Source organism: Novosphingobium marinum (assembly GCF_013408095.1).
GTDB lineage: Bacteria > Pseudomonadota > Alphaproteobacteria > Sphingomonadales > Sphingomonadaceae > Novosphingobium > Novosphingobium marinum.
In genome coordinates this window covers 343,273-367,761 of sequence record NZ_JACBZF010000003.1, presented here as the reverse complement: position 1 = coordinate 367,761, position 24,489 = coordinate 343,273, and the positions used below count along the sequence as shown (strand labels likewise).

Annotated in this window: 19 protein-coding genes; 14 read left to right on the top strand and 5 right to left on the bottom strand. The window is 61.6% G+C overall.

Annotated elements, in window-relative coordinates; translation table 11 throughout:
- Positions 1-9 precede the first annotated feature (9 nt).
- The 4 genes from FHS75_RS11100 to FHS75_RS11085 all read right to left on the bottom strand — a co-directional run bounded on the left by FHS75_RS11100 (position 10) and on the right by FHS75_RS11085 (position 6,068).
- Positions 10-3,171: an efflux RND transporter permease subunit gene (locus FHS75_RS11100; RefSeq protein ID WP_046904053.1), complete on the bottom strand. Its 3,162-nt coding sequence runs from the start codon at positions 3,169-3,171 to the stop codon at positions 10-12.
- Positions 3,172-3,184: 13 nt separating this feature from the next.
- On the bottom strand, positions 3,185-4,426 hold the full coding sequence (locus tag FHS75_RS11095; protein WP_179407731.1) for an efflux RND transporter periplasmic adaptor subunit: 1,242 nt from the start codon (positions 4,424-4,426) through the stop codon (positions 3,185-3,187).
- A 2-nt stretch (positions 4,427-4,428) separates the two neighbouring features.
- Positions 4,429-5,652: a TolC family protein gene (locus tag FHS75_RS11090; protein ID WP_179407730.1), complete on the bottom strand. Its 1,224-nt coding sequence runs from the start codon at positions 5,650-5,652 to the stop codon at positions 4,429-4,431.
- A 62-nt stretch (positions 5,653-5,714) separates the two neighbouring features.
- A complete protein-coding gene (locus FHS75_RS11085; RefSeq protein ID WP_179407729.1) occupies positions 5,715-6,068 on the bottom strand; it encodes a hypothetical protein in 354 nt (117 codons plus the stop codon).
- 194 nt (positions 6,069-6,262) lie between these two features.
- On the opposite strand from FHS75_RS11085, the gene FHS75_RS11080 reads away from it, so the two are divergent.
- The 14 genes from FHS75_RS11080 (at position 6,263) to FHS75_RS11015 (ending at position 24,061) form a co-directional block, all read left to right on the top strand.
- A complete protein-coding gene (locus FHS75_RS11080; RefSeq protein WP_179407728.1) occupies positions 6,263-7,192 on the top strand; it encodes an ArdC family protein in 930 nt (309 codons plus the stop codon).
- An 11-nt stretch (positions 7,193-7,203) separates the two neighbouring features.
- Complete coding sequence (locus FHS75_RS11075) at positions 7,204-7,644, top strand: hypothetical protein (RefSeq protein ID WP_179407727.1); 441 nt, start codon at positions 7,204-7,206, stop codon at positions 7,642-7,644.
- 218 nt (positions 7,645-7,862) lie between these two features.
- Positions 7,863-8,801: a DUF2493 domain-containing protein gene (locus FHS75_RS11070; RefSeq protein WP_046904059.1), complete on the top strand. Its 939-nt coding sequence runs from the start codon at positions 7,863-7,865 to the stop codon at positions 8,799-8,801.
- Positions 8,802-8,931: 130 nt separating this feature from the next.
- Entirely contained in the window at positions 8,932-9,885 is a 954-nt protein-coding gene (dmeF, locus tag FHS75_RS11065) for a CDF family Co(II)/Ni(II) efflux transporter DmeF (protein ID WP_179407726.1), read from the top strand.
- A gap of 123 nt (positions 9,886-10,008) precedes the next feature.
- A complete protein-coding gene (locus tag FHS75_RS11060; protein WP_179407725.1) occupies positions 10,009-10,383 on the top strand; it encodes a hypothetical protein in 375 nt (124 codons plus the stop codon).
- A gap of 18 nt (positions 10,384-10,401) precedes the next feature.
- Positions 10,402-11,700, top strand: coding sequence for a TolC family protein (locus tag FHS75_RS11055; RefSeq protein WP_229735560.1), 1,299 nt, complete (start codon positions 10,402-10,404; stop codon positions 11,698-11,700).
- Between the two features lie 11 nt (positions 11,701-11,711).
- A complete protein-coding gene (locus tag FHS75_RS11050; RefSeq protein ID WP_046904063.1) occupies positions 11,712-12,860 on the top strand; it encodes an efflux RND transporter periplasmic adaptor subunit in 1,149 nt (382 codons plus the stop codon).
- A 37-nt stretch (positions 12,861-12,897) separates the two neighbouring features.
- Entirely contained in the window at positions 12,898-16,161 is a 3,264-nt protein-coding gene (locus FHS75_RS11045; protein WP_179407810.1) for an efflux RND transporter permease subunit, read from the top strand.
- Between the two features lie 174 nt (positions 16,162-16,335).
- Positions 16,336-18,861, top strand: a complete 2,526-nt coding sequence (locus FHS75_RS11040; RefSeq protein WP_160733291.1) for a heavy metal translocating P-type ATPase — start codon at positions 16,336-16,338, stop codon at positions 18,859-18,861.
- Positions 18,848-19,291: a SpoIIAA family protein gene (locus tag FHS75_RS11035; protein ID WP_082892251.1), complete on the top strand. Its 444-nt coding sequence runs from the start codon at positions 18,848-18,850 to the stop codon at positions 19,289-19,291. The genes FHS75_RS11040 and FHS75_RS11035 overlap by 14 nt, the downstream gene beginning before the upstream one ends.
- Positions 19,288-19,917, top strand: coding sequence for a cation diffusion facilitator family transporter (locus FHS75_RS11030; protein WP_047822049.1), 630 nt, complete (start codon positions 19,288-19,290; stop codon positions 19,915-19,917). Before FHS75_RS11035 ends, FHS75_RS11030 begins: the two co-directional genes overlap by 4 nt.
- Positions 19,914-20,756 (top strand): hypothetical protein, encoded by an 843-nt coding sequence (locus FHS75_RS11025; RefSeq protein WP_047822051.1) that lies wholly within the window; start codon positions 19,914-19,916, stop codon positions 20,754-20,756. The genes FHS75_RS11030 and FHS75_RS11025 overlap by 4 nt, the downstream gene beginning before the upstream one ends.
- The gene (locus FHS75_RS11020; protein ID WP_230279166.1) at positions 20,753-21,685 is read left to right on the top strand and encodes a cation diffusion facilitator family transporter; all 933 of its coding nucleotides are present in this window, start codon (positions 20,753-20,755) and stop codon (positions 21,683-21,685) included. The genes FHS75_RS11025 and FHS75_RS11020 overlap by 4 nt, the downstream gene beginning before the upstream one ends.
- Positions 21,686-21,826: 141 nt before the next feature.
- Positions 21,827-24,061 carry a TonB-dependent receptor family protein gene (locus tag FHS75_RS11015; protein WP_179407724.1) on the top strand — a complete coding sequence of 745 codons (2,235 nt, stop codon included), beginning with the start codon at positions 21,827-21,829 and terminating at the stop codon, positions 24,059-24,061.
- A gap of 13 nt (positions 24,062-24,074) precedes the next feature.
- Here FHS75_RS11015 and FHS75_RS11010 read toward each other — a convergent pair whose 3' ends face one another.
- Positions 24,075-24,470, bottom strand: a complete 396-nt coding sequence (locus FHS75_RS11010; RefSeq protein ID WP_047822055.1) for a MerR family transcriptional regulator — start codon at positions 24,468-24,470, stop codon at positions 24,075-24,077.
- Positions 24,471-24,489 lie beyond the last annotated feature (19 nt).

Below are 24,489 nucleotides of genomic sequence, written 5' to 3'. Positions count from 1 at the left end.
GCTCCGGCTTCAGCTTGCGAGTTGGGGGTTGGGGTTTTCGTCGGACGCCCTTGTCTCCGGGACTTCCGTGCGTTCGCCGCGAACCACCCTGTAGAGTGCTGGCAGAACCAGCAGTGTCAGCGCGGTAGCCGAAACGATCCCGCCGATGACGACCGTCGCGAGCGGACGCTGCACCTCCGAACCGAGCCCGACATTCAGAGCCATCGGAACGAAGCCGAGGCTTGCAACGAGTGCGGTCATGAGAACGGGCCGCAGACGAGCCATGGCTCCTTCCTTAATGGCGTCCTCGAGCGGCTTGCCCTCATCCATCAGCTGCCGGATGAACGTCAGCATGACGACGCCGTTCAGCACGGCGATTCCCGACAGGGCGATGAAGCCAACCCCCGCGGAAATCGAGAAGGGGATGCCGCGCAGCATGAGCGCCGCCACGCCTCCGGTAAGAGCCAATGGCACCCCGGAAAACACGACCAGCGCGTCCTTCACCGAGCGAAACAGCGCCACCAGCAGGCCGAAGATCAGCAGCAAGGCGAGCGGAACGACGATCTGAAGCCGCGCACTCGCGGATTCGAGTTGCTCGAATGTGCCGCCATAGTCGACCCAGTAGCCCTCGGGCAGCTCGACCTCCGTGGCGATCCTCTCTTGCGCCTCGGATATGAAGGAACCCAGGTCCCGTCCGCGCACATTGCTGGTGACCACCGCACGCCGCTTGCCGTCCTCGCGGCTGATCTGGTTCGGCCCCTGAACGTTCTCGATCGTCGCAACCTCCGACAGCGGGACAGACCCTCCACCTGGCAGTGCGATAGGAAGACGCTCGAGGACTTGGCGATCCTCGCGCATCTCTTCGGGCAGCCGGACAACGATATCGAAGCGTCGATCACCCTCGAAGATCTGGCCGGCCTCGGTCCCGCCGATTGCCGTCGACACCACCGTCTGAACATCGTCCACGTTCAACCCGAGCTGGGTCAGGCGGATGCGATCAGGGATGACCTGAATGAACGGCAAGCCGGTCACCTGTTCGGTCTGCGCGTCCTGCGATCCCTCGATCGAAGAGACGACGCCCTCGACCTCGGCTGCAACGGAAGCAAGCTGGTCGAGATCGTCCCCGAAGATCTTGATCGCGACGTCGGAACGCACGCCCGCTATGAGCTCGTTGAAGCGCATCTGGATCGGCTGAAGGAACTCGTAGCGCGAACCGGGCACCTGCTGGACGGCCTCGTTCATCTCGGCGACGAGTTGCTCCTTTGGTTTGCGGGGATCCGGCCAATCCTCTCTCGGCTTCATGATCACGAAGGTGTCGGCGACCGATGGCGGCACTGGGTCAGTGGCCACATCGGCGGTACCGATCTTCGCGAACACCTGGTCCACCTCGGGGAAGGTCCGAATTTTGTCTTCCAGGGCAGTCTGCATGGCGACCGCCTGGCTGAGGCTGGTACCCGGAATTCTCAGGGCGTGGAGCGCGATATCGCCTTCATCCAGATTGGGAATGAATTCCGATCCCATCCGGCTTGCGCCCCATCCGCTCAGGACCACCAGAGCCACGGCTCCGGCAAGGACAGCTTTGCGCGAACGCAAGGCGAAGTCGAGCATAGGCTGATAGCCCGATTTGGCGGCGCGCATGACGCGCGTCTCCTTCTCCTCGACCTTGCCCGTCACGAATGTCGCGACCGCGGCCGGAACGAAGGTGAGGGAGAGCACCATGGCGGCGGTGAGCGCCATGACGACCGTGATCGCCATCGGGTGGAACGTCTTGCCCTCCACGCCTTCGAGAGCGAAGATCGGCACGTAGACGATCGTGATGATCAGAATGCCGAAAAGGCTCGGCTTGATCACCTCGGCAGATGCGCGGGCCGCCAGCTTGAAGCGTTCCTCGCGATTCAGCAGTCTTCCGAGCGAATGCTGCGCCTCGCCGAACCGACGTAGGCAGTTTTCGACAATGATGACCGCACCATCCACGATCAGGCCGAAGTCCAATGCCCCCAGGCTCATCAGATTGCCCGACACGTTGTTCTCGACCATCCCCGTGATCATCAGGAGGAAAGAGAGCGGGATCACGGCAGCGGTAATGAGTGCAGCCCTGAAGTTGCCGAGCAGGACGAACAGGACAACGATGACCAACAGCGCCCCTTCGGCGAGGTTCTTCTCGACTGTGGAGACCGTTGCTTCGACCAGTTCGGAGCGATCGTAGACCGTATTGGCGACAACGCCGCCGGGCAGCGAGCGGTTTACCTCTTCCAGCCTTTCGGCCACCGCGACACTGACATCGCGGGCATTCTCGCCAACGAGCATGTAGATCGTGCCGAGCACGACTTCGCGGCCATCCTTGGTCGCGGCGCCATTGCGGATCTCGGATCCGATCTCGACATCCGCCACATCAGCGATGCGAATGGGAACCCCATCACGGTAATCGACGATAATCCCGGACAGATCGCGTTCGTCCTCGGCCTGTCCGGGTACGCGGATAAGATATTGCGAACCCGACCTCTCGACGTAGCCAGCACCGACATTGGCATTGTTGTTTTCGAGCGCCTCGATCACGTCCTCGACCGTCAGACCGAAGCCGGCAAGACGTTCGGGAAGCGGCGCTACGACATACTCCTTGCGGTAGCCGCCGATCGAGTTGACCTCGGTGACCCCTGGAACCGTGCGAAGCTGTGGCCGAACCACCCAGTCATGCAACGTCCGCAGATCCTGCGCGGTATAGCGCGACCCATCGGGTTTGACCGCGCCCTGCTCGGCCTCGACCGTGTACATGAAGATCTCGCCCAGGCCCGTGGCGATAGGTCCGAGTTCGGGTTCGACCGTCTCCGGCAGGTTCGAACGTACCGCCTGCAGGCGCTCGTTGACGAGTTGTCTGGCGAAGTAGATGTCGGTGCCATCCTCGAAAACGACGGTAACCTGGCTCAGACCGTAGCGCGAAACCGAGCGCGTATAGGAAAGCCCCGGCAACCCCGCGATGGCGGTTTCGACCGGATAGGTAATGCGCTGCTCGGCTTCGAGCGGAGAAAAGCCCGGCGCCGAAGTGTTGATCTGCACCTGCACATTGGTGATGTCCGGCACCGCATCGATCTTGAGCCGGCCGAAACTGTAAATGCCCACGGCGGCGAAAATGAACACCGCTGCCAGCACTGCGAAACGCTGTCTGATCGACAGCTCGACAATTCTTTCCAACATGAAATCGCGCTCCTCAGTGATCGTGGCTCGCGCCCGACTTCTCGATGTCGGCCTTGATCACGTAGCTGTTCTCGGATGCGTAGACGGTGCCTGCATCGATCCCGCTCAGCACCTCGGTCCACTCGGGACCTTCCTGACCAAGCTCGAGCATCCGCACCTCGTAGGTCTCGCCGATCTTGGCGAAGACGACGCGAAAATCGCGGAACTGCTGGATGGCGTCCGTCCTGACGGCGAGAGGCACCCGTCGCTGGTCGACCGAGACCAGACCCCGGACCGCCATTCCCGGTCGCCAGAAGCCATCGCGATTGGGGAGCGGCGCACGTGCGGTCACCGCTTGGCTGCTGACTTCCGCCAGAGGCAGGAAGTCCCGGATGCGGGAGCCCTGCGCACGCTGGCCTTCGAGGCCCCGGATGAGCACCGATTGTCCGGGACGAACCCGCTCGATGTCGCGTGGAAAGATCGGGAAGGTCGCAACCGTGCGGGACGGATCGGAGATGACGAACATCGGATCGCTGTCCGCGATGTCGCCGATATTGGTATTGCGCTGCGTGATCACTCCGGAAATCGGCGCGTAGATCGGATAGGTCTGCAACGATGAGCTGCTTTCCACCCGCGCCAGCAGCGCCCCCCGGACTACACGATCGCCGAGATTGGCATGCAGCGACATGACGGTGCCCGGGAATTTGGCTCCCACCTCGGCGCTGCCGGAGGGATCGAGCTCAACCCGTCCGATGATTTCCACGGTTTCACCGACCTGCTGCGGTCCGACCGTTTCGGTCCGAATGCCGGCCGCACGTGCCGCCTCGTCCGAGATCGTGACCCGACCCTCGTAGGATTCGAACGCCCATCGATGGCTGTTGTCGCCTTCGTTTGCCACTACCACGACGTCGAAACTGTGCGGTTCGACGAGAACCCCTTGGCCTCGCAGGTAATCCTGTTCCGGTTCGAATTCGAACGTGGTTTTTTCGCCGTCCAGACGCGTGATCAGGACCCGGGCACGGACCGTTTCGGGATCGACGGGCTCGTTGTCACGGTAGGCGTAGAGACGGTATTCGGGCGGAACACCGTCTTCGAAGACGGTAATCTCGATAGCGAAGTCGCCGTCACGAAGCATGCGCCCGTTGTGTGGACCGCGCTCGTACTCGCTCTCTGCGGCTGCCTGTTCTTCGGAAGTTTCCGGCGTATCTGCCGACTGGCCGCAGGCGGCAAGTGTCGCTGCAAAGCATGCAGCAAGGAATAAATGCGTCTTGCGCATGATCAATAACCCCCAACAAGTTCGATGAAGCGGCCAGTCAGTCGGTCGTAGTCGACCTTGGCCTGATGATATTCGGCGAGCGCATCGACGAAGCGGACTCTGGCTTCGTGCAATGCGGTCTGGGCAATGGAGACATCGAGAAAGGTGAACCCTCCGCGATTGTAGCCGGCACGGACCTCCCGCAGGGTCTGTTCGGCACCGGGCACCACCTGCTCCTGGATCGCCTCGGCCTCGTGGCGCGCCTCTTCGACGCGTTCGGCAGCCAGAGCGATCTGCCGGCGACGCTGGAACCGTTCGACCGCGAGGTCCGCCTCTACCTGCCGCTGCTCGGCCGCGGCGCGGTCGATGTTGGCCCGATTGAGCGCGCGGTTGGGCAAAGGCAGCGAGAAGCCCGCAATGACGGCGACGTCGCCATTGCCGAACAACCTGGGTCCCGCGAAGACAGTTGGATCGGTGCGCGAATTGGCTTCCTGGAGGCGATAGTTCGCGTCCGCCCTCTCGCGCCGGGCCTGGAAAACGGCAAGATCGACTGGCGTAAGGTCGGCAGTGGTGATGGCAATCTCTTCGGCTTCGAGGAAGCCCGAGGTCACGACTCCGATGCTGCGTGGATCTCCGCCGGTAAGGAGCGCCAGGCGCGCCAGAGCGGCTTCGAAGGCGTGTTCCGCCAGCCCAAGATCCACCCGGGCTTCGGCCAGTTGTGTGCGGGCCCGCGTTCCGGCGAACAGAGGGTCGCGCGCCTCATCGACCCTGCGCTGCACCTCATTGGCGAGGGTCTCGGCGATCTCGACCCTGCTCCTGGCAAGTTCGAGCGACAAGGCGGCGGCTTGCGCTTCCACGTACAACGCCTGGACTTCGCTCGCGAGATCGAGACGCCGCACGAGCGCCTCGGCCTCGGCAACGGCGATATCGCCTTGCGCGAGGCCCACGCGCGCCGCGCGTTTGCCGCCGCGCTCCAGTCGCTGGTTGTAAGTCCCGTCGATCTGCCATTGGGAAAAGCCCGGGGTGCCGATGTTCTCGACGGTCCCATCGATCGTGGGCGCGGGGTTGGTATCGGCAGCGCTTCGCGCTGCGTTGAGGCCGTCGAGGCGCGCGGCGGTCGCCTCGCCCTGCGGTGAATTGGCGACCGCAGTTCGAACGGCCTCCTCGAGTGTGTACGTCTGGGCGGATGCCGAGGTCGCCCACACCAACGTGGCCGCCAGAAGGGCGGCACGCGTGGACACGTGCATGATAGACTGCTCCTGATTGTCTGAATGGAAATTGGCCCGGAATGCGGGCCGGATTCAGAAAATCAGGCTGATGGGGGCTGTGTTAACGGAGCCGGCGAAGAGCCGATGAGAGGCGGTGTCTCGCCCGGCCGCAGAAGTGTTCGAGGCGCAGGGGCGTTGCCCGCGAACTCGGTCTGGTCCGGCATCGCAATCGAGCTGTGCGAATGCGAAGCGGGGTGAGGCACGATATCTTCGGACGCGAGCGAATCGGCGTCTGTCTCGACCTCGATGACATCGGCGGAATTGTGCTCATGCGCATGATGCGCGCTTGCCGCCTCGTGTGCATGCGCCGCTTCCAGATGCGGAATCGATCCCGGAAGTCCGCCATGCGAGACCAGGAGCAATGCCAACAAAAACAGGAAATGGAGCTGGCGCATCGGCGGGCGGTTAGCCGATCGCAAGCGAATGGGCAAGCCGCGGGGACCGGTTTTTGAGCGATTGCTTGCCGTACGACCCCGTGTCCGACGGAAGATCCGGCGCGTGCGAGGTTGCACGCAGCAAAAAGAGAGAAGAGGGAGCTTTGCTCTTCCTGAACCGGGATATGCCCGTCCCGGCGATCAGGAGACCTCCCATGACCAAGTCCCGCCGCGCTGCTTCAGCTTCGCCAGCCCACCGCATCACTGCCGCCATCATTGAAAAGCTCGAGCAGGGCACGAAGCCCTGGGTCAAGCCGTGGCGCGGTGTGCCGGTTTCACGGCCCTTACGCTCCTGCGGAACGCCATATCGCGGCATGAACACCTTCTGGCTGTGGATGGTGGCCGATGGCTGTGGCTACGCCTCGCCCTACTGGATGACCTATCGCCAGTGCCAGGCGCTCGGCGGACAGGTCCGCAAAGGTGAGAAGTCGACGATTGCGATCTTCTACAAGAGCTACACCAAGGAGGTCGAGAACGCCGAAGGCGAGGCCGACACCGAAAGCCGGCGCGTGCTCAAGGCCTATGCCGTGTTCAACGCCGACCAGTGCGACGGCCTCCCTGCATTTTACCATCCCAAGCCGCTGGTTGCCGCGCTTGAGCCCGCAGGACGCGAAGACCGCCTCGATGCCTTCTTTGCCCATATCGGCGCAGACCTGCGCCATCACGGTGCGCAGGCCTATTACGAGCCGCTGCGCGACCGGGTCACCATGCCGCCAGCCGAACTCTTCCAAGCCTACGACCACTACTATGCGACACTCGCCCACGAGCTGTCGCACTGGACCGGGCATTCTTCGCGGCTCGACCGCGACCTCAAGAACCGCTTCGGCAGCGATGCCTATGCTGCCGAGGAATTGATCGCCGAATTGTCCTCGGCCATCCTCGGGGCCGAACTGGGTCTTCCGGTCACCCACCTCGACCATCACGCCAGCTACATCGCGTCCTGGCTCAAGATCCTCAAATCTGACGAGCGCGCGATCCTGACCGCTGCGGCCAAGGCCGAGGAAGCGGCCAGCCTGTTGCTTGACCTTGGTGGTCACCAATCCCGTGAAAGCGAGGCCGACATCGATCTCGCTGATGCAGCCTGAGGAGCAGTGAGATGGGACGTTCCGTCAGCTATCCGACCGGCTCCGTGGTGGCCTTTCGCCTGCTCGATGAGGGCGAAGACGACGATGTCGACTGGGTTTATGAGTGCCTCGTCGACGAGATCATCGACACCATGAAGGCGACCTTTCCTTCCTTCGAACGCTTCGATGGATGGCGCGGCCGCGAGGATCGCATCCTCTTGCGCAACGCCTTCGCCGATTGCGGCATATCGACATATTGCGGGCTCGCTGCGATCTGGCTCGCCGAGCGGGATGACGCCCGCTATTGGGAAGCCGATTTCTACGTCCCACGAACGGCAAGGGCACGGCACTGGCTCGCCCAGGTGTCGGGACGCTTCATCGACCTGTTCGGGGATCTGCGCCTGATCGGGCGATTCTCGAATGGCGAAGCGATCTTCGAGCGCTCCCGATCCACCTGCGACATCGGGACCTGATCCTGCCTCATCCCTGTCCGCCGGGAGAGGCCCTTGGGCCGGTCGGGGCGCGCCGCAACCTGCGGCCCGTCGGCCCGTGTTGCCCGCGCCAGCCTAGGGCCGCAGGTTTCCCGCTGCGCGGTGCGTCTCGCCCCTTTTACCGGCCCTGATCGGGCTCCGGCGGACAGGGCCGAGGCAATAGTGCCTCCTCTCCTTGTCCCCGCGATCAGGAGACACCCATGTACGACAGCTTCATCGACCAGTTGAGCGGCCTTGACCTTTCAGGCCTCAGCATCAGGCCAGCTCCCTTCAACGAGACCGACTTTCCCTGCGAGGACGCGATTGACCAGACGCTTGGCGCCGTCTGGTCCGACCTCTTCGCGATGTTTTCCGACACCGCCCTGGAAGCCGATGCCGAGGACATTGCCTGGGGCGTGGTCAATCTGTTTCACCGCGCAGCCAGCCGCAAGTCGGCTCAACTTGATCGGGCCAGCGACGAGATCAGGGTCCTTCTAGCATCAGCCGATGGCTCCGAAGTGCATTCGAGCAATCTTGAAGAGCAGGTCGAGCGTGCGCAGGCTGCCGAAGCCAGCATGCTGGCCTTCGAGCAGATGCGCGAGGCTGCTGCAGCACTCTATCGCGACGAAACTGGTTCCTCGTGGAAGCCCGTTTCGGGCTCGCGTACGAGCCATTCGCGCCACCTTACTTCGGCTGTGATCGATGCCCGCGATTTCCTCCGCGCACGTGCTGAGAACCGGCGTCACGCCCTGATCCCTGAAGGAACTCCGGTCGTCTTTGCCGGTGGTCGCCAGAGCTTCGACAACGCTGAGGACGCGCGCATCTATGCCGACACTATCTGGGCAACGCTGGACAAGGTTCGCGATGCGGTTCCCGATCTCTTCCTGGTCCATGGCGGCGACGGCAAGGGTGCCGATCGCCTCGCCGCGAGCTGGGCTGAACGCCGCGAAGTCCAGCAGCTGACCTTTTCGCTCGATCGTCGTCTTGGTGCCCGCGCCGGGTTCAAGCGCAACGAGCAGATGCTCTCGCTCAATCCGCGCTACGTTGTCGCCTTTCCGGGCAATGGCGTGACTGAACGGCTAGTGATCGACGCCAAGACGCGCCGGATCACCGTGGTCGATCGCAGGACCGTCACGTCCCGATCCAAGACTAAGGGATAATAGCCTGTTGGTCGCCGCAGCGTTTCTACCATCGATTAGCTGCGGCGATCATCACAGACAATCGTCGTCGATTGCCTTTTCGGTTGGAGAGGGGATTTCTTGGGAAGGCATCTCGGGTTATCCGCCCCGCATGCACCACGCCGACTCCAATCCGCTCGCCCATGATCACAACTTCCTGAGCGCCTCGCACGACGCCCATGAGCGGCGCACGCGTTATGTCGTTGCCTTGACCGCCGCGATGATGGTGGTCGAAATCATCGCTGGCCTGTGGACCGGATCGATGGCGCTTCTAGCCGATGGTATCCACATGGCGACCCATGCAGGTGCCTTGGGCGTCGCGGCCTTCGCCTACTGGTTTGCCAGGCGCCATGCGAACAACCCGCGTTTCACATTCGGTACCGGCAAGGTGGGCGACCTCGCCGGCTTCGCGAGCGCGCTTGTCCTTGCCATCTTCGCAATCGGGATCGCGGTTGAATCGGCTCAAAGGTTCGTCAGCCCGCTCACGATTGCCTATACCGAGGCGATCTGGATCGCCGTGCTCGGCCTCGTGGTGAACCTCGCGAGTGCCTGGCTGCTTGGTGCCAATCATCACCATGGGCATGATCATGACCATCATCATCACCACGACTACGCGCATGCCGATAACAATCTGCGCTCCGCCTATTTCCACGTGCTTGCCGATGCCCTGACCTCGGTCCTGGCTATCGTGGCCCTTCTCGCCGGCATGTACCTCGGCTGGGCATGGATGGACGCGGCAATCGGGCTGGTGGGTGCATTCGTGATCGGGCGCTGGTCATGGTCACTGCTGCGCGATACCGCTGCCGTGCTTGTCGACGCCGAAGCGGCCTCTGAACGGTACACAGAGGTGCGCGAGGCGCTCGAGGACCGGGACGCCGCGATCGGCGATCTGCACATCTGGCGGATCGGTCCCGGCAAGTATGCAGTCATCGCCTCGCTCATCGCCGATGATCCGCTCGCGCCCGACAATTATGCCAGTCGACTTTCAGAGCATGCAGAATACGTGCACGTTACGATCGAGGTGCATCGCTGCGAGCATCCGCATCCCGAGCTTCGCGCGGCCTGATCGCGCCGTTCTAAAAGACCGAAACAGTATTCGAGGACTGTTATACTGTAACAAAAGACTTATACTTCATCGTGTTGCGGAACTTGCAATCTTGATGCGGTTTGCTATGAGCCATTGGAATCCATGACTACAAGCTATCGTCGCCTTGTCCTGCACCCTTTCGTCGTCCTGCTCATGCTGGTCGCGATGGTGTTCGTGACGGCGGCGGATGCTGCTGCTTGCGGTGCCGAAGTGGCGCCCGGAAGCGCGCCCGTTCTGGCTTCGCTCGATAGCGCGTCTGCGTCATCCGCAGCCGCCGACGAAGTGCCGGGCGATCCGGATGCGCCGGCCGAGCAACACGGCGTGTGTGGACACGGCCATTGCCATCACGGGGCGAGCTTTGCCGGCACCGTGCAGAAGAATTCGGTCCCTCACTTGGTCGTGGTTCCCGATGCGCCTCCCGCCGAAGCGCTCGCTTCCGACATTACCGACCGACTGAAGCGCCCCCCTCGCGCCTGACGACCGTCACCGCGCTGCATGCCGCAGCGCAGTTCGGATCGTCAGCAGAGGAATTTTCGAAAAATGTCAGCCATTCATTGGCGAGGGGTCCTCCTTGGAGGGCTGTTCCTCGCCGCTCAAGCCACGACCGTGGCGGCGCAGGAGCGTGAGCTTCTGACGCTCGAAGCTGCGCTCGCTCGTGCGGGCATCGTCGACAGCGCAGATGAGCCCCCAGAAAATCCGCGCCTGATCGGACCGCGGGCCGAAGCCGACGCGGCGCGGGCCCTGGTCGACCAGGCGCGGCTGCGGCCCAACCCCGAAATTGCTCTCGAAGCCGAAAACATTGCCGGAAGCGGCGCATTTTCGGGATTGCAGGCCACCGAGTACACTTTGTCCCTGAGCCAGCGGCTCGAATTGGGCGGCAAACAAGGAGCGCGCGTCCGCGCCGCCCAGGCGGAAGCGCGCGTCGCGACCCTTTCAGGAGCGCTCTCGGTTGCTCAGCTCGGGCGATCGGTGCGCGAACGCTATGTCGAAGCCGTCGCTGCGGCAGCCCGATTGGAACTCGCGCGCGACATAGTCGAGCGCAATCGCGAGCTTGCCAGGATCGCAGGCGTACTGGTCGATGTTGGGCGGGAGCCTCCCCTGCGCTCGCTTCGTGCCGAAGCGGCACTTGCGGAGGCGCTCGCGGAGCTTGAAGCGGCCCTGGCTGCCGACAGTACGGCGAGGAACGCGCTCGCCGCGCTTTGGGGCGAGGCAACACCTGCTACGGACGTGCCTTCGGTGTTCCCCGAGATCGAACCTCCGGCGACGCTGCTCGCGTCACCTTCGGCCTTACGTCTTCAGGTCGCCCGTGCCGAACGCGAGGCCGCGGATGCCGCGATCGCCCGGGAACGCTCTTTAGGCATTCCGGATCCGGCAATATCCGCCGGAATCCGACGGTTCGAGGAAAGTAGAGACCAGGCGTTTCTCGTGGGGGTTTCGATCCCGCTTCCATTCCGTAATCGCAACCAGGGAAACATCGCCGCTGCCGAAGCGCGGCTTCGCGCCGCGACGGCGCGGGAAGCAATTGCCCGCACCGATTTCGAACTCGAGGTCACGCAGGCCCGCGGACAATTTCTGGCAGCCGAAGCGCGGGTCGAGACCCTCGCGGAGACGTCCTTACCCCAAGCCGAAGAAGCCTTGCGCCTCGTTCGGATTGGCTACCGCAACGGCAGGTTTCCGCTGATCGAAGTTCTGGCTGCGGCCGAAGCACGCGACACCATCCGTGAAGCTTTGATTCAAGCTCAGGAAGATCGTGGTCGCCTGGCGGCGACACTGATCTGGCTCGGTGCACAATGAGGTATTTCCCGATGAACCGTAAACGTCTGGCCGTCGTGATCGGCCTTGCCATTCTCTTTGTAGTCGCGGCGCTCATGCTGTGGCCCGATAACAAAGCTGACCAAAACGCCGAGGAGACGAGTGAGGAGGTCGAGCTTCCCGAAGGCCTTGTCCTGCTTGGCGCCGAACAAATTGAAGCGTCCCAGATAGTGGTTGAAACCGTCGGCCAGGGATCGGCGGTCGAGCTGGTCTTCCCGGCCACCGTCGCGGCAAGCCCGACGGCAAGTGCCCGCATCGATGCCCGCGCGGCGGGCGTGGTCCGCAGTGTCGGCAAAACGCTGGGCGATTACGTGAGGCAGGGCGAGACGATTGCCCGCATCGAGAGCGCCGACGCGGCTGCTCTCGCAGCGCAGTTGAGCGCAGCACGCGCGAGGGTCAACGAACTGTCCGCTGCCTACGATCGGGAGCGCCGCCTGTTCGAGGCCAATGTCACCGCACGGCAGGATCTCGAGGCCGCGCGAGCAAATCTGCAGGTCGCCCAGTCGGAACTTGCGCGCGCCCAGGCGGCAGTCTCCGCGGCGGGCGTTAGCGGCGACGGGCGCTCCCTTGCGGTTACGAGCCCGCTCGCGGGCAGAGTGACCTCGGCGCCTATCGTTCTCGGTTCCTTCGTCGATGCCGGGGAAGAACTCTATCAGGTCGTGAATCCGAACGGCATGCAGGTCGAGGTTGCCCTCCCGTCGGCTGAAGCAAGCCGCATCCAGCCTGGCGACGAGGCGACGCTGGAAATCGCGGACAACCGGGAAGTGGGTGCGCGCGTGCGGTCTGTCACTCCCTCGCTCGATCCCGAAAGCCGCAGCGCTACGGCGGTCCTGTCGCTGGCAAGGCCGATTCCCGGCCTGCAGCCCGGGGCCTTCCTGCAGGCACGTATCCGCCCTTCGGGTGAGGTCGATACAGGCCGCATGTCGGTGCCGGAAAGTGCCGTCCAGACAATCGATGGCGCAGAAGTGGTCTTCGTTCGCACGCGCCGCGGGTTTCAAGCCCGTCCGGTGGTCACCGGTGCGCGTTCGGGAGGACGGGTGGTCATCGAGTCCGGTCTCGAAGCGCAGTGGCGGATCGCCACCACCAATGCCTTTTTGCTGAAGGCTGAACTCGAGAAGGAGGAGGCCGAGCATGGACACTGATCACATGCAGGACGCGGATCGCTCCCACCACCATGGCCTGATCGGCATGATCCTCGACGTCGCCGTGCGCTTTCGCTGGGCGATGGTCGTGCTGACGCTCGGTGTGGCAATCTATGGCGTGGTGAATTTGCTCCGCCTGCCCATCGATGCCGTGCCCGATATCACCAACGTACAGGTGCAGATCAACACCGAGGCACCAGCCTTGTCGCCCTCGCAAGTCGAGACGCAGGTCACCTATCCCGTTGAAACCGGGCTTGCCGGTATCGAGGGTCTGGAGATGACCCGCTCGATATCGCGCAACGGGTTCAGCCAGGTGACCGCAATTTTCGAGGAAGGGACCGACATCTATTTCGCGCGTCAGCAGGTCAACGAACGGCTGACGCCCATAAGCGCCTCCCTACCCGAGGGTGCCGAACCGGTGATGGGACCCATCTCGACCGGCTTGGGCGAAGTGCTCATGTATACCATCGAGTACGAGTTTCCGGACGGCAAGGAAGCACCGCGGGGCGGAGCGGTCGGTTGGCAGTCCGACGGGAGTTTTGTGACCGAACGTGGCGACCGGCTCGACAGCGATGTTGCCAAGGCTGCCTATCTGCGAACCATCCAAGACTGGGTGGTTGCACCCCTCATGCGGTCGGTCGACGGTGTGGCAGGTGTCGACTCGATCGGCGGCTTCGAAAAGCAATACCTCGTTCAACCCGATCCCGCGCGAATGACCGGATACGGTTTGTCGTTCGACGAAGTGATTACCGCGCTGGAAGCGGCCAACCTCGCCGAAGGCGCCAATTTCGTCGAGCGGGCCGGTGAAGCGCTCCTCGCCCGGGTCGATGCGCGCCTCGGCAGTGTCGAGGATATCGAGCAGGCGGTCGTTTCCACCCGCGAGGGGGTCCCCATTCGCGTAGGCGACATTGCCACGGTCAGCATCGGTGGCGACCTGCGAACGGGCGCGGCGTCGCTGAATGGCGATGAAGCAGTCGTGGGTACCGTGCTCATGCGCGCGGGCGAGAACAGCCGCACCGTTTCGGCCCAGGCGGCCGAACGGCTCGAGGAAGTTCGCAGCTCCCTGCCGGAAGGAATTGTCGCGGAGATCGTCTACAACCGGTCTTCGCTGGTCGATGCCACGATCGCGACCGTCGAGAAGAACCTCGTTGAAGGCGCGCTTCTGGTGATCGCAATCCTGTTCTTGCTGTTGGGAAATATCCGGGCAGCGATCATCGCGGCGCTGGTCATTCCTTTTTCCATGCTGATGGCATCGATCGGAATGAACCGGCTCGGCGTTTCGGGCAACCTCATGAGCCTGGGTGCGCTGGACTTCGGCTTGATCGTCGATGGTGCAGTCATCATCGTCGAGAACAGCGTCGCGAGGCTCGCGGCCCGACAGGAACACGAAGGGCGACTTCTCACACTGGGCGAGAGGCTGACGGAAACGCGGCTTGCCGCGCAGGAAATGATCAAGCCGACTGTGTACGGGCAGGCGATCATTCTTCTCGTCTTCGCACCGCTTCTGACCTTTACCGGGGTCGAAGGCAAAACCTTCTCGCCCATGGCGATCACGGTCATGCTCGCGCTCGCCTCGGCGTTCGTGTTGTCGCTGACCTTCGTCCCGGCAATGATCGCCATCCTGCTCAACAAGAAGCTGACGGAAAAGGAGGTCAAGCCGATCCGGATCGCCAAGGAGCGATACGGACCGCTGGTCCGCAGGGCGATCACCCGCCCTTGGCCGGTCATCGGCATGGGCGTCGGCATCTTCGCCTTTGCGGCCTTCGTGTTCAGCTTCCTCGGGAGCGAGTTCACACCGCAATTGGACGAGCGCGACATCGCCGTGCAATCGCTGCGTATTCCTTCGACATCGCTCGAACGTTCGCTCGCGATGCAAAGGCGGGTCGAGGACCGGCTCGAGCAGTTTGAGCAGGTCGAGCTCGTCTTTTCGCGGACGGGCACGGCGGAAGTGGCCAGTGACCCGATGCCGCCGAACGCTTCCGATGCGTACGTGATCCTCAAACCCCGTGAGGAATGGCCCGATCCCGACCTCGCCAAGGACGAGTTGGTCGCGCAAATGGAGAGCGCCCTCAGCAGTCTCGTCGGCAACCTTTACGAGTTCAGCCAACCGATCGAATTGCGGTTCAACGAATTGATCGCAGGCGTTCGCGGAGATGTTGCCGTCAAGATCTACGGAGACGATCTCAGCGCCATGACCTCGGCGGCGAACGAGGTTGCGGGCGCGCTGCGCAATGTCGACGGCGCCGCGGACGTCAAGGTCCAGCAAGTGACCGGGTTCCCCACCCTCGATATTGCCTTCGATCGGCCAGCGATTGCCCGTTACGGGCTGAAGGTCGAAGACGTTGCGCAATCGGTGGCGATCGCACTGGGCGGTCGGCCTGCGGGCCTCGTTTTCGAAGGCGATCGCCGCTTCGATGTGGTTGTGCGGTTGTCGGACGCGACCCGCGACGATTTCGACCAGTTGGGTGCTTTGCCGGTGCTGCTCCCGAACGGGGCAACCATACCGCTACGCTCGGTTGCCGAGTTCCGTGTGGTGGATGGTCTCGCGGAGGTTCGCCGGGAACAGGGACGCAGACTGGTGATCGTCTCGTCCAACGTGCGAGAACGCGACCTCGGGTCTTTTGTAGAAGAGGCCCAGGAAAGGGTTGCGGCGCAAGTCGAACTGCCCGCTGCCGCGTTTATCGAGTGGGGCGGGCAATACCAGAACCTCCAAGCTGCCCAGGAAAGACTTCAGATCGTCATTCCCATCGCGTTCGCGGTCATTCTCCTGTTGCTCTACATGGCGGTCGGGGGCTGGGTGCCGGCGCTCGCCGTATTCAGCGCGATCCCGCTGGCCCTGGCAGGCGGAATATTCTCCTTGGCCCTGCGCGGGATGCCATTCTCGGTTTCTGCGGCGGTAGGCTTTATCGCCCTGTCGGGCGTAGCGACCTTGAACGGGCTCGTGATGGTGACTGCGATCCGTCAGCGGCTCGACAAGGGCATGGCGCTCGATGACGCCATCGTGGCCGGTGGCCTGGCGCGCCTGAGGCCGGTTCTCATGACCGCGCTCGTTGCATCGCTCGGCTTCGTGCCGATGGCGATTGCGACGGGGACCGGCGCGGAAGTGCAGCGTCCTTTGGCGACAGTGGTCATCGGAGGGTTGATCACCGCCACCGCGCTCACCCTCTTCGTCTTGCCCGCAATCTTGAAGCTGGTTTTCGGGACCAGAGAAGATGACCGGACCTGGCGACAGCGTTGGTGGGACAGGCTGCGGCGCAATGTCACGCCTGAAGAGCGCGAGGAGCTTCAAAATGTGACCTAGTGGCGAAGCTATATGGCGGGACAGCGTCCTTTCTCGCAAGCGCGCGGAGGAGTGGCAGCGCTGGCCCGCCAAGCTATCGAATGACCGGCTCGTTCGATCCATGAAGGCTCGGGTGCCGCGAATTCCGGCACGGCTCAATTGCGTTCGACGGTTTCTTCAAAGGAGAAAGGCAAATTGGCACGTACTATTCAAATCGAAGTGTCAGCTCTCGTGCCCGAAGCAACGAGCGATGATCCGTGTATCGGAAGACTTCAGGCGCTGCTGCGTGGACAGACAGGTGTTCACGACGTCACCGTGGAAGAGCAGCCGGGCCAATCTGCAGCGCGGCTTAACATCTCTTATGATCCAGACCGGCTCTCCGTCGCGCGCATCAAGGAGCTTGCGCATGTGGCCGGGGCAGAGATCTCCAGTCGGTACGGCCACCTGACCTATGACGTCGATGGCGTGAACTCCACACGGCGCGCCCGGACCGTTGCCGATCTTATCGCTCGGCAAACCGGGGTGCTCGAAGCCTATGCCGATGCGGCGGGGACGTTCGTGATCGAGTTCGACCGCCAACGGACCGACGAGCAGAAAATTGTCGCAGCGCTAAAAGGATTTGGCGCTACGCGACGAGCGAAAACTTCCGGCAATGTTTCCCACTCTTCACGCGAACGGCATGCCCACGATGGAGGTGGCGAGCACGATCATAAGCATGGCGGCATTCTTGGTGCCAATACGGAGCTCTATTTTTCCCTGGCGTCGGGGGGCTTGCTCGCAACGGGCTTCGGCATTGAAAAACTATGGGGGAACTACCCCCAGTTCGTGCCTCTTCTCTGCTACGTTACGGCATATTTTTTCGGTGGGTTCTACACACTCAGAGAGGCCTGGGACAATCTCCGGCTCCGCCGGTTCGAGATCGACAGTCTTATGCTTGTGGCGGCTGCGGGCGCTGCGATCCTCGGCGAATGGGCGGAGGGCGCGTTGCTGCTTTTTCTGTTCAGCTTCGGCCACGCCCTTGAGCGCTATGCAATGGGTCGCGCGAAAAGAGCGATCGAAGCGCTCGCCGAGCTCGCTCCCGAAACAGCTCGCGTGAAGCGCGGCGAGGCTGTCGAGGAGATACGCGTCGAGGAACTCGTGGTAGGCGATGTTGTGGTCGTCCGCCCGAATGAGCGCTTGCCTGCCGATGGCTTTGTGTCTGAAGGGGCGAGCGCCATTAACCAGGCCCCGGTCACGGGCGAAAGCGTGCCCGTCGACAAGAGCGCGGTATCGGATATCGCTTCCGCGCGGAAGACTCCCGACAGGCTGGCAGACACCCACCGGGTTTTCGCCGGCACAATAAATGGCTCGGGGGCTCTCGAAGTCGTGGTGACCCGCCGGTCGAGCGAAACCACTCTTTCGAAAGTGGTGCAGATGGTGAGTGCCGCCGAAGCGCAGCAATCGCCAACCCAGCGTTTCACGCAGCGCTTCGAGCGCATTTTCGTGCCTGCCGTGCTCGCGCTTGCGGGGCTTTTGCTCTTCTCCTGGGTCATCATAGACGAGCCGTTCCGCGATAGCTTCTACCGCGCCATGGCAGTGTTGGTCGCTGCCAGCCCCTGCGCACTCGCTATTGCGACGCCTAGCGCGGTCCTGTCCGGGGTCGCGCGAGCTGCGCGAGGCGGCGTCCTCGTAAAAGGCGGCGCACCCCTCGAAGATTTAGGTGCATTGAAGGCCATCGCATTCGACAAGACGGGCACGCTGACTGAAGGTGAGCCCCGAATAACCGATATCGAGACAGCGACCGGCGTGTCCGAGCGCGAATTGCTGAGAATCGCGTCGGCAGCGGAGAGTTTGAGCGACCATCCGCTGGCCCAAGCCATCGTCAGGGATAGTGCCGAGCGAAATGGTGAAGAAGCGTTGCCGGCGGCGACCGACCTCGAAAGTTTCACGGGCAAGGGCATTACCGCGATCGTCGGAGGTGAAAAAGTCTGGATCGGCAAACTCGAGATGTTCGGTGTCGACGGGGTCCCTCCGCTTGGCCCTGAATTGACGAGCGCAATCGAGGTTTTGCGCGAGCGTGGGCGGACCACGATGGCTATCCGTTCGCGGACGCGCGATCTTGGAGCCATTGGGCTATTGGACACACCGCGCGCGGCAGCAAGAACGACGCTTAACGCGCTGCGCGAACTCGGAATCACGAGAATGATCATGATCTCCGGCGATGATCAGAGGGTCGCCGACGCTGTCGGAGAGGATGTTGGTCTCGATGAGGCATGGGGCAATCTAATGCCTGATGACAAAGTCGAAGCTATCCGCAAGCTCGCCGGTCAGGACAAAGTGGCAATGGTCGGAGACGGGGTGAACGATGCTCCTGCCATGGCAAATGCAACCGTCGGGATAGCAATGGGCGCAGCCGGGTCCGACGTCGCATTGGAAACCGCCGATGTCGCACTTATGGCAGATGACCTCGCCAAGCTGCCGTTCGCGGTCGACCTCAGCCGCAAGACCCGTTCCATCATTCGCCAGAACATGGTGGTGAGCCTCGGGATTGTCGCAGTGCTCATTCCGGCGACCATCTTCGGTCTCGGCATTGGTCCCGCAGTTGCTGTGCATGAGGGCTCTACACTGATTGTCGTTGCCAATGCTCTACGGCTTCTCGCCTATCGCGAGAAACGTTCTAGCGACAATGGGCCTCCATCCCACCATAGCAGTGAGCAGGCTTTGGCAAATGTCGGCGCTTGAACTTTCCCACGTCCCCATGCCGACGGCCCGCGCTGAACGAACTTCAAGTGTACCAACTTTGGAGGGAGCTGTGTTGAATTTGTCGGAAGAGGATGGACTGAACCTGGTCGAGGCCGCCCGAACGGTGCAAACATCAGATTGCGATACCTTCGTGGCCGTTTTCGAACGTAGCGCGCGGCGCAGAAACGATACGGTTCCGATGCTGCTCGCACTCGCACCAAACTTTTCGGGAGGTCTTTGGCGTGACCTTAAGTTCGACATCCGGCCCAAGGACAGCTTCGGGCGGATTGCTATCGTCGACGACCAGAAACCGGAAAAGCGGGGCACTCGAATATTTGACCGCCTGTTCCGCGCGGAGTTGCAGGTCTTTCCGTTTTCCAAACGCAAGCAGGCGGAGAATTGGGCTCAAGCCCGAGGTGTCAACGCATGAGCGGCGAAGGGGATCTGCAACTCGATACAACTGCCAAGCGGAAAACGCTTTCGATTGTTCTGTGGCTCAACGTGGCGATTGCCATCGGGTTTTTCGCCGTCGGCTATCTGGCCGATTCCAACGCCCTCCTGGCTAACGGCCTCGATAATTCTTCGGACGCCATTGTCTATGCGCTCAGCCTGCTCGCCTTGACCCGATCACGGAAATGGAAGCGCGGAGCCGCTCGCTTTTCAGGGATCATGCTGCTGGTCTTCGCTGCCGGGGTCATTGCCGATGCCATAAGGCGCTTCGTGGAGGGTTCCGATCCCGGCGGAGTAATGATGATGGCGATGGCTGCAGTGGCAGCTGTCGTGAATCTGATCTGTCTACGAATGCTGCAGAACATGCAGGAGAAGGACGTCAATCTCCGCGCCGCCACAACCTTCAGCTTTAACGATTTCATCTCCAATGGTGGCATCATAATTGCCGCCATTATCGTCATGCTGACAGGTGCCAACTGGCCCGATCTCGTCGTTGGCGTCGCCGTTGCGGCAATTGCCATATATGGCGGGATCGACATTCTGCGCGACACCCACAAGGATCGGCATGACGAACGCGGAACCGTGCATGGCGACAAGCGCGAATGACGCTTATTCATGAAATATTCGCCACCGAGGATGCCTCGCGGGTTCTAGGCATGGCCATGATGGCGAGCCTAGGTCTCGGGATCGGTGCAATCTGGGAAGAACGGAACGGATCCTCGCACGCCGTAGAGCGACTCTGGGGCGCTATAATTTCCGGTGTGTTCGTCATGCTCGCGTTCATTATGGCCGAGCAGTCGGGCGGTTTTATAGCGGGAAGCTTGGGGTCCGTCGTCTTGTTTCCTGCGGGCGGTGCCCTCTATCTTCTATCGACGAAGGTCGTAGAAGGGATCTACCGGCGCTGGGGACCCAAGCGCGGGCCGAAAGTAGGCATTCTGTGTGCATCCGGCATCGCGCTGGCATGCGGTGGGCTCGTTTTAGGAGCTGCATCGGCCATCTCTGTCTACGCTGGCTTGGCTGCCACATTTGGAGTCGGCCTATCCGCTCTCTTGGTCGCAAGAAGAACCACCGCCAGTCTGCTCGAAGAGATCGTGAACCCCATGGATCGCGGCGCGGTCCATGTCATTCTCGCGCTTGTCTTCGTCGCCTGGGTTGTCGGGGCTTTCTGGCTTTTGCACGGGAGAAACAGCAACGTCGATGGCGCGATGGCGATACTGCTCGCGGGCTATTTTCTCTTGGCCTCTGTTCACTTGATTGCCCGGCCCTTTGTCAAGCGATGCCGAATGAACGTGAAGGCGCTGGTGGCATTTATATGCGGCATGGCGGGATTCGGCCTGCTCGCCGCCGGTCTCGACGCCGTGCTCCAAGCGACAGGGGTTTCCGATGCCATCCTCCAGCATCCGAGCGCAACCGATAGTAAACTTTCTAAAGAAGGAGCGCGATGATGGCGCACGCCCACGGCCATGCAGGACACAGCCACGGTGAGGAAAACCTGAGCGATCGCCAGCTTGTGTTTGCTGTCGCCATCAATGTTCTCCTGACGTTGGCCCAGATCATCGGCGGCATCGTTTCGGGCTCGCTGGCACTAATCGCGGATGCGTTGCACAATTTCAGCGACGCGGCTTCCCTGGGCCTTGCATGGTTTGCGCGCCGGATGGGTCGACGTCCGGCCGACAAGCTGATGACCTTCGGGTACGCCCAGGGAGAAGTGGTCGCCGCGCTCATCAATTTGACGACCTTGCTCATCATCGGATTCTATCTGATCGTCGAGGCAGTCAACCGTTTCGCCGAGCCGCAGCCGGTCGAGGGATGGACGGTGATCTGGGTGGCGGGCATCGCTCTGATCATCGATCTCGTGACCGCCTTTATCGTCTATCGCGGCGCGCATGACAGCATCAATATGAAGGCAGCCTTCCTGCATAACGTCTCGGACGCGTTGGCATCGGTTGGCGTGATTGTAGCCGGCGTACTCATCCTTCTCTACGATCTTACCATCGCCGACCTTGTGATTACGCTGATCATCGCAGGTTATGTGATCTGGCAGGGTGTTACGCTTCTTCCGCGAACTGTGCGACTATTGATGGGAGCTGTTCCCGACGAGCTGGAATTCGACCGGATCGTCGCCTTTCTTGAAAGCCAGCAAGGCATCGAAAGCGTGCACCACGTCCATATTTGGAATCTCGGCGAACACCATCGCGCTCTCGAAACGCACATTGTTCTCTCGTCGGGATCACTCGATGATTTTGAAACCTTAAAAATGTCCGTGAAAGAGCAACTCGCTCAGCGGTTCGAAATTGCGCATGCGACGCTCGAGGCTTGCAAAGCGCACGATTGCAACACCGACCTGGTTCCGCCTCATCACTCTTCTCGGTGAGGTAGCTGTTTGAGCGTCCCGCCAAGTCTCTAGCACCCACCTTTCGCCTCCTCGCAAACGCAGGACATCGGCATATATCACTATTGCGAATCAATAGCAGAATGGTTATTAGGGCGTCGAACGGATTTGAAAGGATTGAATATGTACCGTGCAACTGTCTCTCTTCTGGCATTGGCGCTCTCCAGTCCGGCGGTCGCGCAGTCGGTTGATGCCAAAAGCGGTTCAGGCGCGCAGGGCGGCATGCCTCCGCAATCCGAATCGATCATCGTCACCGGCGGGCGAGTTGATGAGGGCGACGTCGCCGGGTCGGCGGACATTGTCGGCCCCGAGGACCTTCGCGAATTTGAGTATGGCGACGTCAATAGGGTCTTGCGGCAGGTGCCGGGGGTCAATCTTCAAGAAGAGGACGGGTTCGGACTTTTTCCCAATATCGGATTGCGCGGTACTCCGGTGGAACGTTCGAGCAATATCACGCTGATGGAAGACGGGGTGCTCATTGCGCCAGCCCCCTACGCGGCCCCCGCAGCCTACTATTTTCCGGCGGTTGGCCGAATGGCGGCTGTCGAAGTCGTCAAGGGAGCTAGGGCTGTGGCTTACGGACCCCGCACGATCGGCGGGGCCGTGAACTTTCGCTCGACGCCGATCCCCGTCGCGGGCTTCGCCGGTTCGGCTTCAGGCCAATACGGATCGCGCGGCTACTACCAGGGACATGGCTGGGTCGGTGGCGAGACAGATAATGTGGGTGCGCTGCTCGAGACCTTTCAGCAGGGGAGCGACGGGTTCAAGACGATTGACGGGTTCCCGAATGCCGACACCGGCTTTGATCGTCAGGATTACCGCGGGCGGTTTGCCGTGCATTCAAGCCCTGACGCGCCCACCGACGCTCGCCTCGAGCTTGTCTATGGAAGATCCGAGCTGGACGCGAACGAGACCTATCTCGGGCTTGTTGATACAGACTTTGCCGCCGACCCTTATCGACGTTATGCGGCAAGCCAACGCGACCGCTTTACCGGTGAGCATGACCAATACCGGATAACAGGCAGTCTCCGCCTCATCGATGATACGAAGATCGCCGCGACGCTCTATCGCAACGATTTCGCTCGAAGCTGGTCAAAATTGCAGGATATCGACTTCGATGGCGATGGCCGCTTTGAGGCCATTCAGCCCGTGTTTGATGATCCTGATGCAAACCCTGAAGCCTTGGCCATTCTTCGTGGAGCGGACAGCGCCGCGGGAGCGCTTCGGGTCCGTAACAACAATCGCGTGTACCGCAGTCAAGGGTTGCAGGTGTCGTTGGAAAAGCCTTTCGATACGGGATCGCTTCGACACAATCTTACTGTATCGGCGCGCATCCATGAGGATGAAGAGGACCGTCTGCAAAATGAGGACTTTTATTCGCAAACAGCCGGCGATCTTGTTTTTGTCCGTCAGACGGCGCTCGGAGCACAAGCCAATCGCGAGGCCAAAGCTGATGCCATCGCCTTTTACTTCGAGGACAGGATTGAGTTTGGAAGGCTCACACTCACACCTGGCATTCGCTACGAGGGCATCACGTTGACCAGGCTGGATTATGGTCGGGACGATCCCGAGCGACTGGCTGGTCCGACACGCACGCGCAAAACGAACATCGATGAATGGCTCCCAGCGCTCGGTGCCACATACGATCTCGGGAATGTTCGGCTGATTGCAGGAGTCTCACGCGGCTTCTCCCCTCCCGGCCCGGGCAATCCGGACGCCCGTGCGGAGAAAAGCTGGAATTACGAAGCTGGCGCCAGGTTCCAAAACAATCTGGTAAGCGCCTCTGCAATTGCGTTCTACTCCGATTATTCCAACCTGCTCGGAAATTGCACGCAGTCGGTCGGGTGCAGCGTGGGAGACATCGGCGATCAGTTCAATGGTGGGGCCGTTACGGCCAAAGGTGTTGAGCTCTCCGCCTCGGCGACACCGACGATCGGCGAGGCGATTTCATTTCCCATCTCAGTTGCGTACACGTTTACCGACGCACAGTTCGACAGCAATTTTGAGAGCGAATTTTTCGGTTCCGTTTCCGCCGGCGATGCCCTGCCGTATCTCGCCCGCCATCAGCTGTATGCCGAGACGGGCGTTGTTTACGGTCCTGTATCCATGACGCTAGGTGCCAATTATGTATCAAAGGTGCGAACCGAAGCCGGCAGCGGCCCCATTCCGGTTGCCGAGCGGGTGGACGACAGGATCATTTTTGATCTTGCTGGACGATTTGCCGTAACCGACGAGGTATCACTCTTCGCGCGTATCGATAATCTGCTCGACGAAACATATGCTGTCGCACGCCAGCCAACCGGCCTGAGACCGGGTGCGCCGCGCCGATTCGTGGGAGGAGCTAGTTTGCGCTTCTAGAGGCGCCTCCGATTTATCTATCGCGCACGGCAAGAGTGTCTATGATCCTACACTCACTGATCGTGTCCTGTTCGCACTTCGCGATCATGCGCGAGAGTTCGTCGCGCATGACCTGCAGGGCGGCAATCTTACGCTCTACCTGACCAAGATGCGCGCGCGCCAATGAATCAACCTCTGCGCAGGATCGATCATCCTCTTCCGAGAGCTCGAGCAGTTCGCGGATATCCGGCATCGAAAAGCCGAGATCGCGCGCGCGGCGAATGAAGATCAATCTCGCCGCTTCGGCAGGTCCGTAATCGCGATAGTTCGATCGGGTTCGGGATGGGGCGGTTAAAATGCCTACGCGCTCGTAAAAGCGGATCGTCTCGGCTTTGACGCCGGTCTTCCGCGCGACCTCACCAATTCTCATACCATCATCCCCAATCGCT

Coding starts and splice junctions, on each gene's coding strand:
- FHS75_RS11100 (WP_046904053.1), bottom strand. CDS start 3,171: ATGTTGGAAAGAATTGTCGAGCTGTCGATCAGACAGCGTTTCGCAGTG.
- FHS75_RS11095 (WP_179407731.1), bottom strand. CDS start 4,426: ATGCGCAAGACGCATTTATTCCTTGCTGCATGCTTTGCAGCGACACTT.
- FHS75_RS11090 (WP_179407730.1), bottom strand. CDS start 5,652: ATGCACGTGTCCACGCGTGCCGCCCTTCTGGCGGCCACGTTGGTGTGG.
- FHS75_RS11085 (WP_179407729.1), bottom strand. CDS start 6,068: ATGCGCCAGCTCCATTTCCTGTTTTTGTTGGCATTGCTCCTGGTCTCG.
- FHS75_RS11080 (WP_179407728.1), top strand. CDS start 6,263: ATGACCAAGTCCCGCCGCGCTGCTTCAGCTTCGCCAGCCCACCGCATC.
- FHS75_RS11075 (WP_179407727.1), top strand. CDS start 7,204: ATGGGACGTTCCGTCAGCTATCCGACCGGCTCCGTGGTGGCCTTTCGC.
- FHS75_RS11070 (WP_046904059.1), top strand. CDS start 7,863: ATGTACGACAGCTTCATCGACCAGTTGAGCGGCCTTGACCTTTCAGGC.
- dmeF (WP_179407726.1), top strand. CDS start 8,932: ATGCACCACGCCGACTCCAATCCGCTCGCCCATGATCACAACTTCCTG.
- FHS75_RS11060 (WP_179407725.1), top strand. CDS start 10,009: ATGACTACAAGCTATCGTCGCCTTGTCCTGCACCCTTTCGTCGTCCTG.
- FHS75_RS11055 (WP_229735560.1), top strand. CDS start 10,402: ATGCCGCAGCGCAGTTCGGATCGTCAGCAGAGGAATTTTCGAAAAATG.
- FHS75_RS11050 (WP_046904063.1), top strand. CDS start 11,712: ATGAACCGTAAACGTCTGGCCGTCGTGATCGGCCTTGCCATTCTCTTT.
- FHS75_RS11035 (WP_082892251.1), top strand. CDS start 18,848: ATGTCGGCGCTTGAACTTTCCCACGTCCCCATGCCGACGGCCCGCGCT.
- FHS75_RS11030 (WP_047822049.1), top strand. CDS start 19,288: ATGAGCGGCGAAGGGGATCTGCAACTCGATACAACTGCCAAGCGGAAA.
- FHS75_RS11025 (WP_047822051.1), top strand. CDS start 19,914: ATGACGCTTATTCATGAAATATTCGCCACCGAGGATGCCTCGCGGGTT.
- FHS75_RS11020 (WP_230279166.1), top strand. CDS start 20,753: ATGATGGCGCACGCCCACGGCCATGCAGGACACAGCCACGGTGAGGAA.
- FHS75_RS11015 (WP_179407724.1), top strand. CDS start 21,827: ATGTACCGTGCAACTGTCTCTCTTCTGGCATTGGCGCTCTCCAGTCCG.
- FHS75_RS11010 (WP_047822055.1), bottom strand. CDS start 24,470: ATGAGAATTGGTGAGGTCGCGCGGAAGACCGGCGTCAAAGCCGAGACG.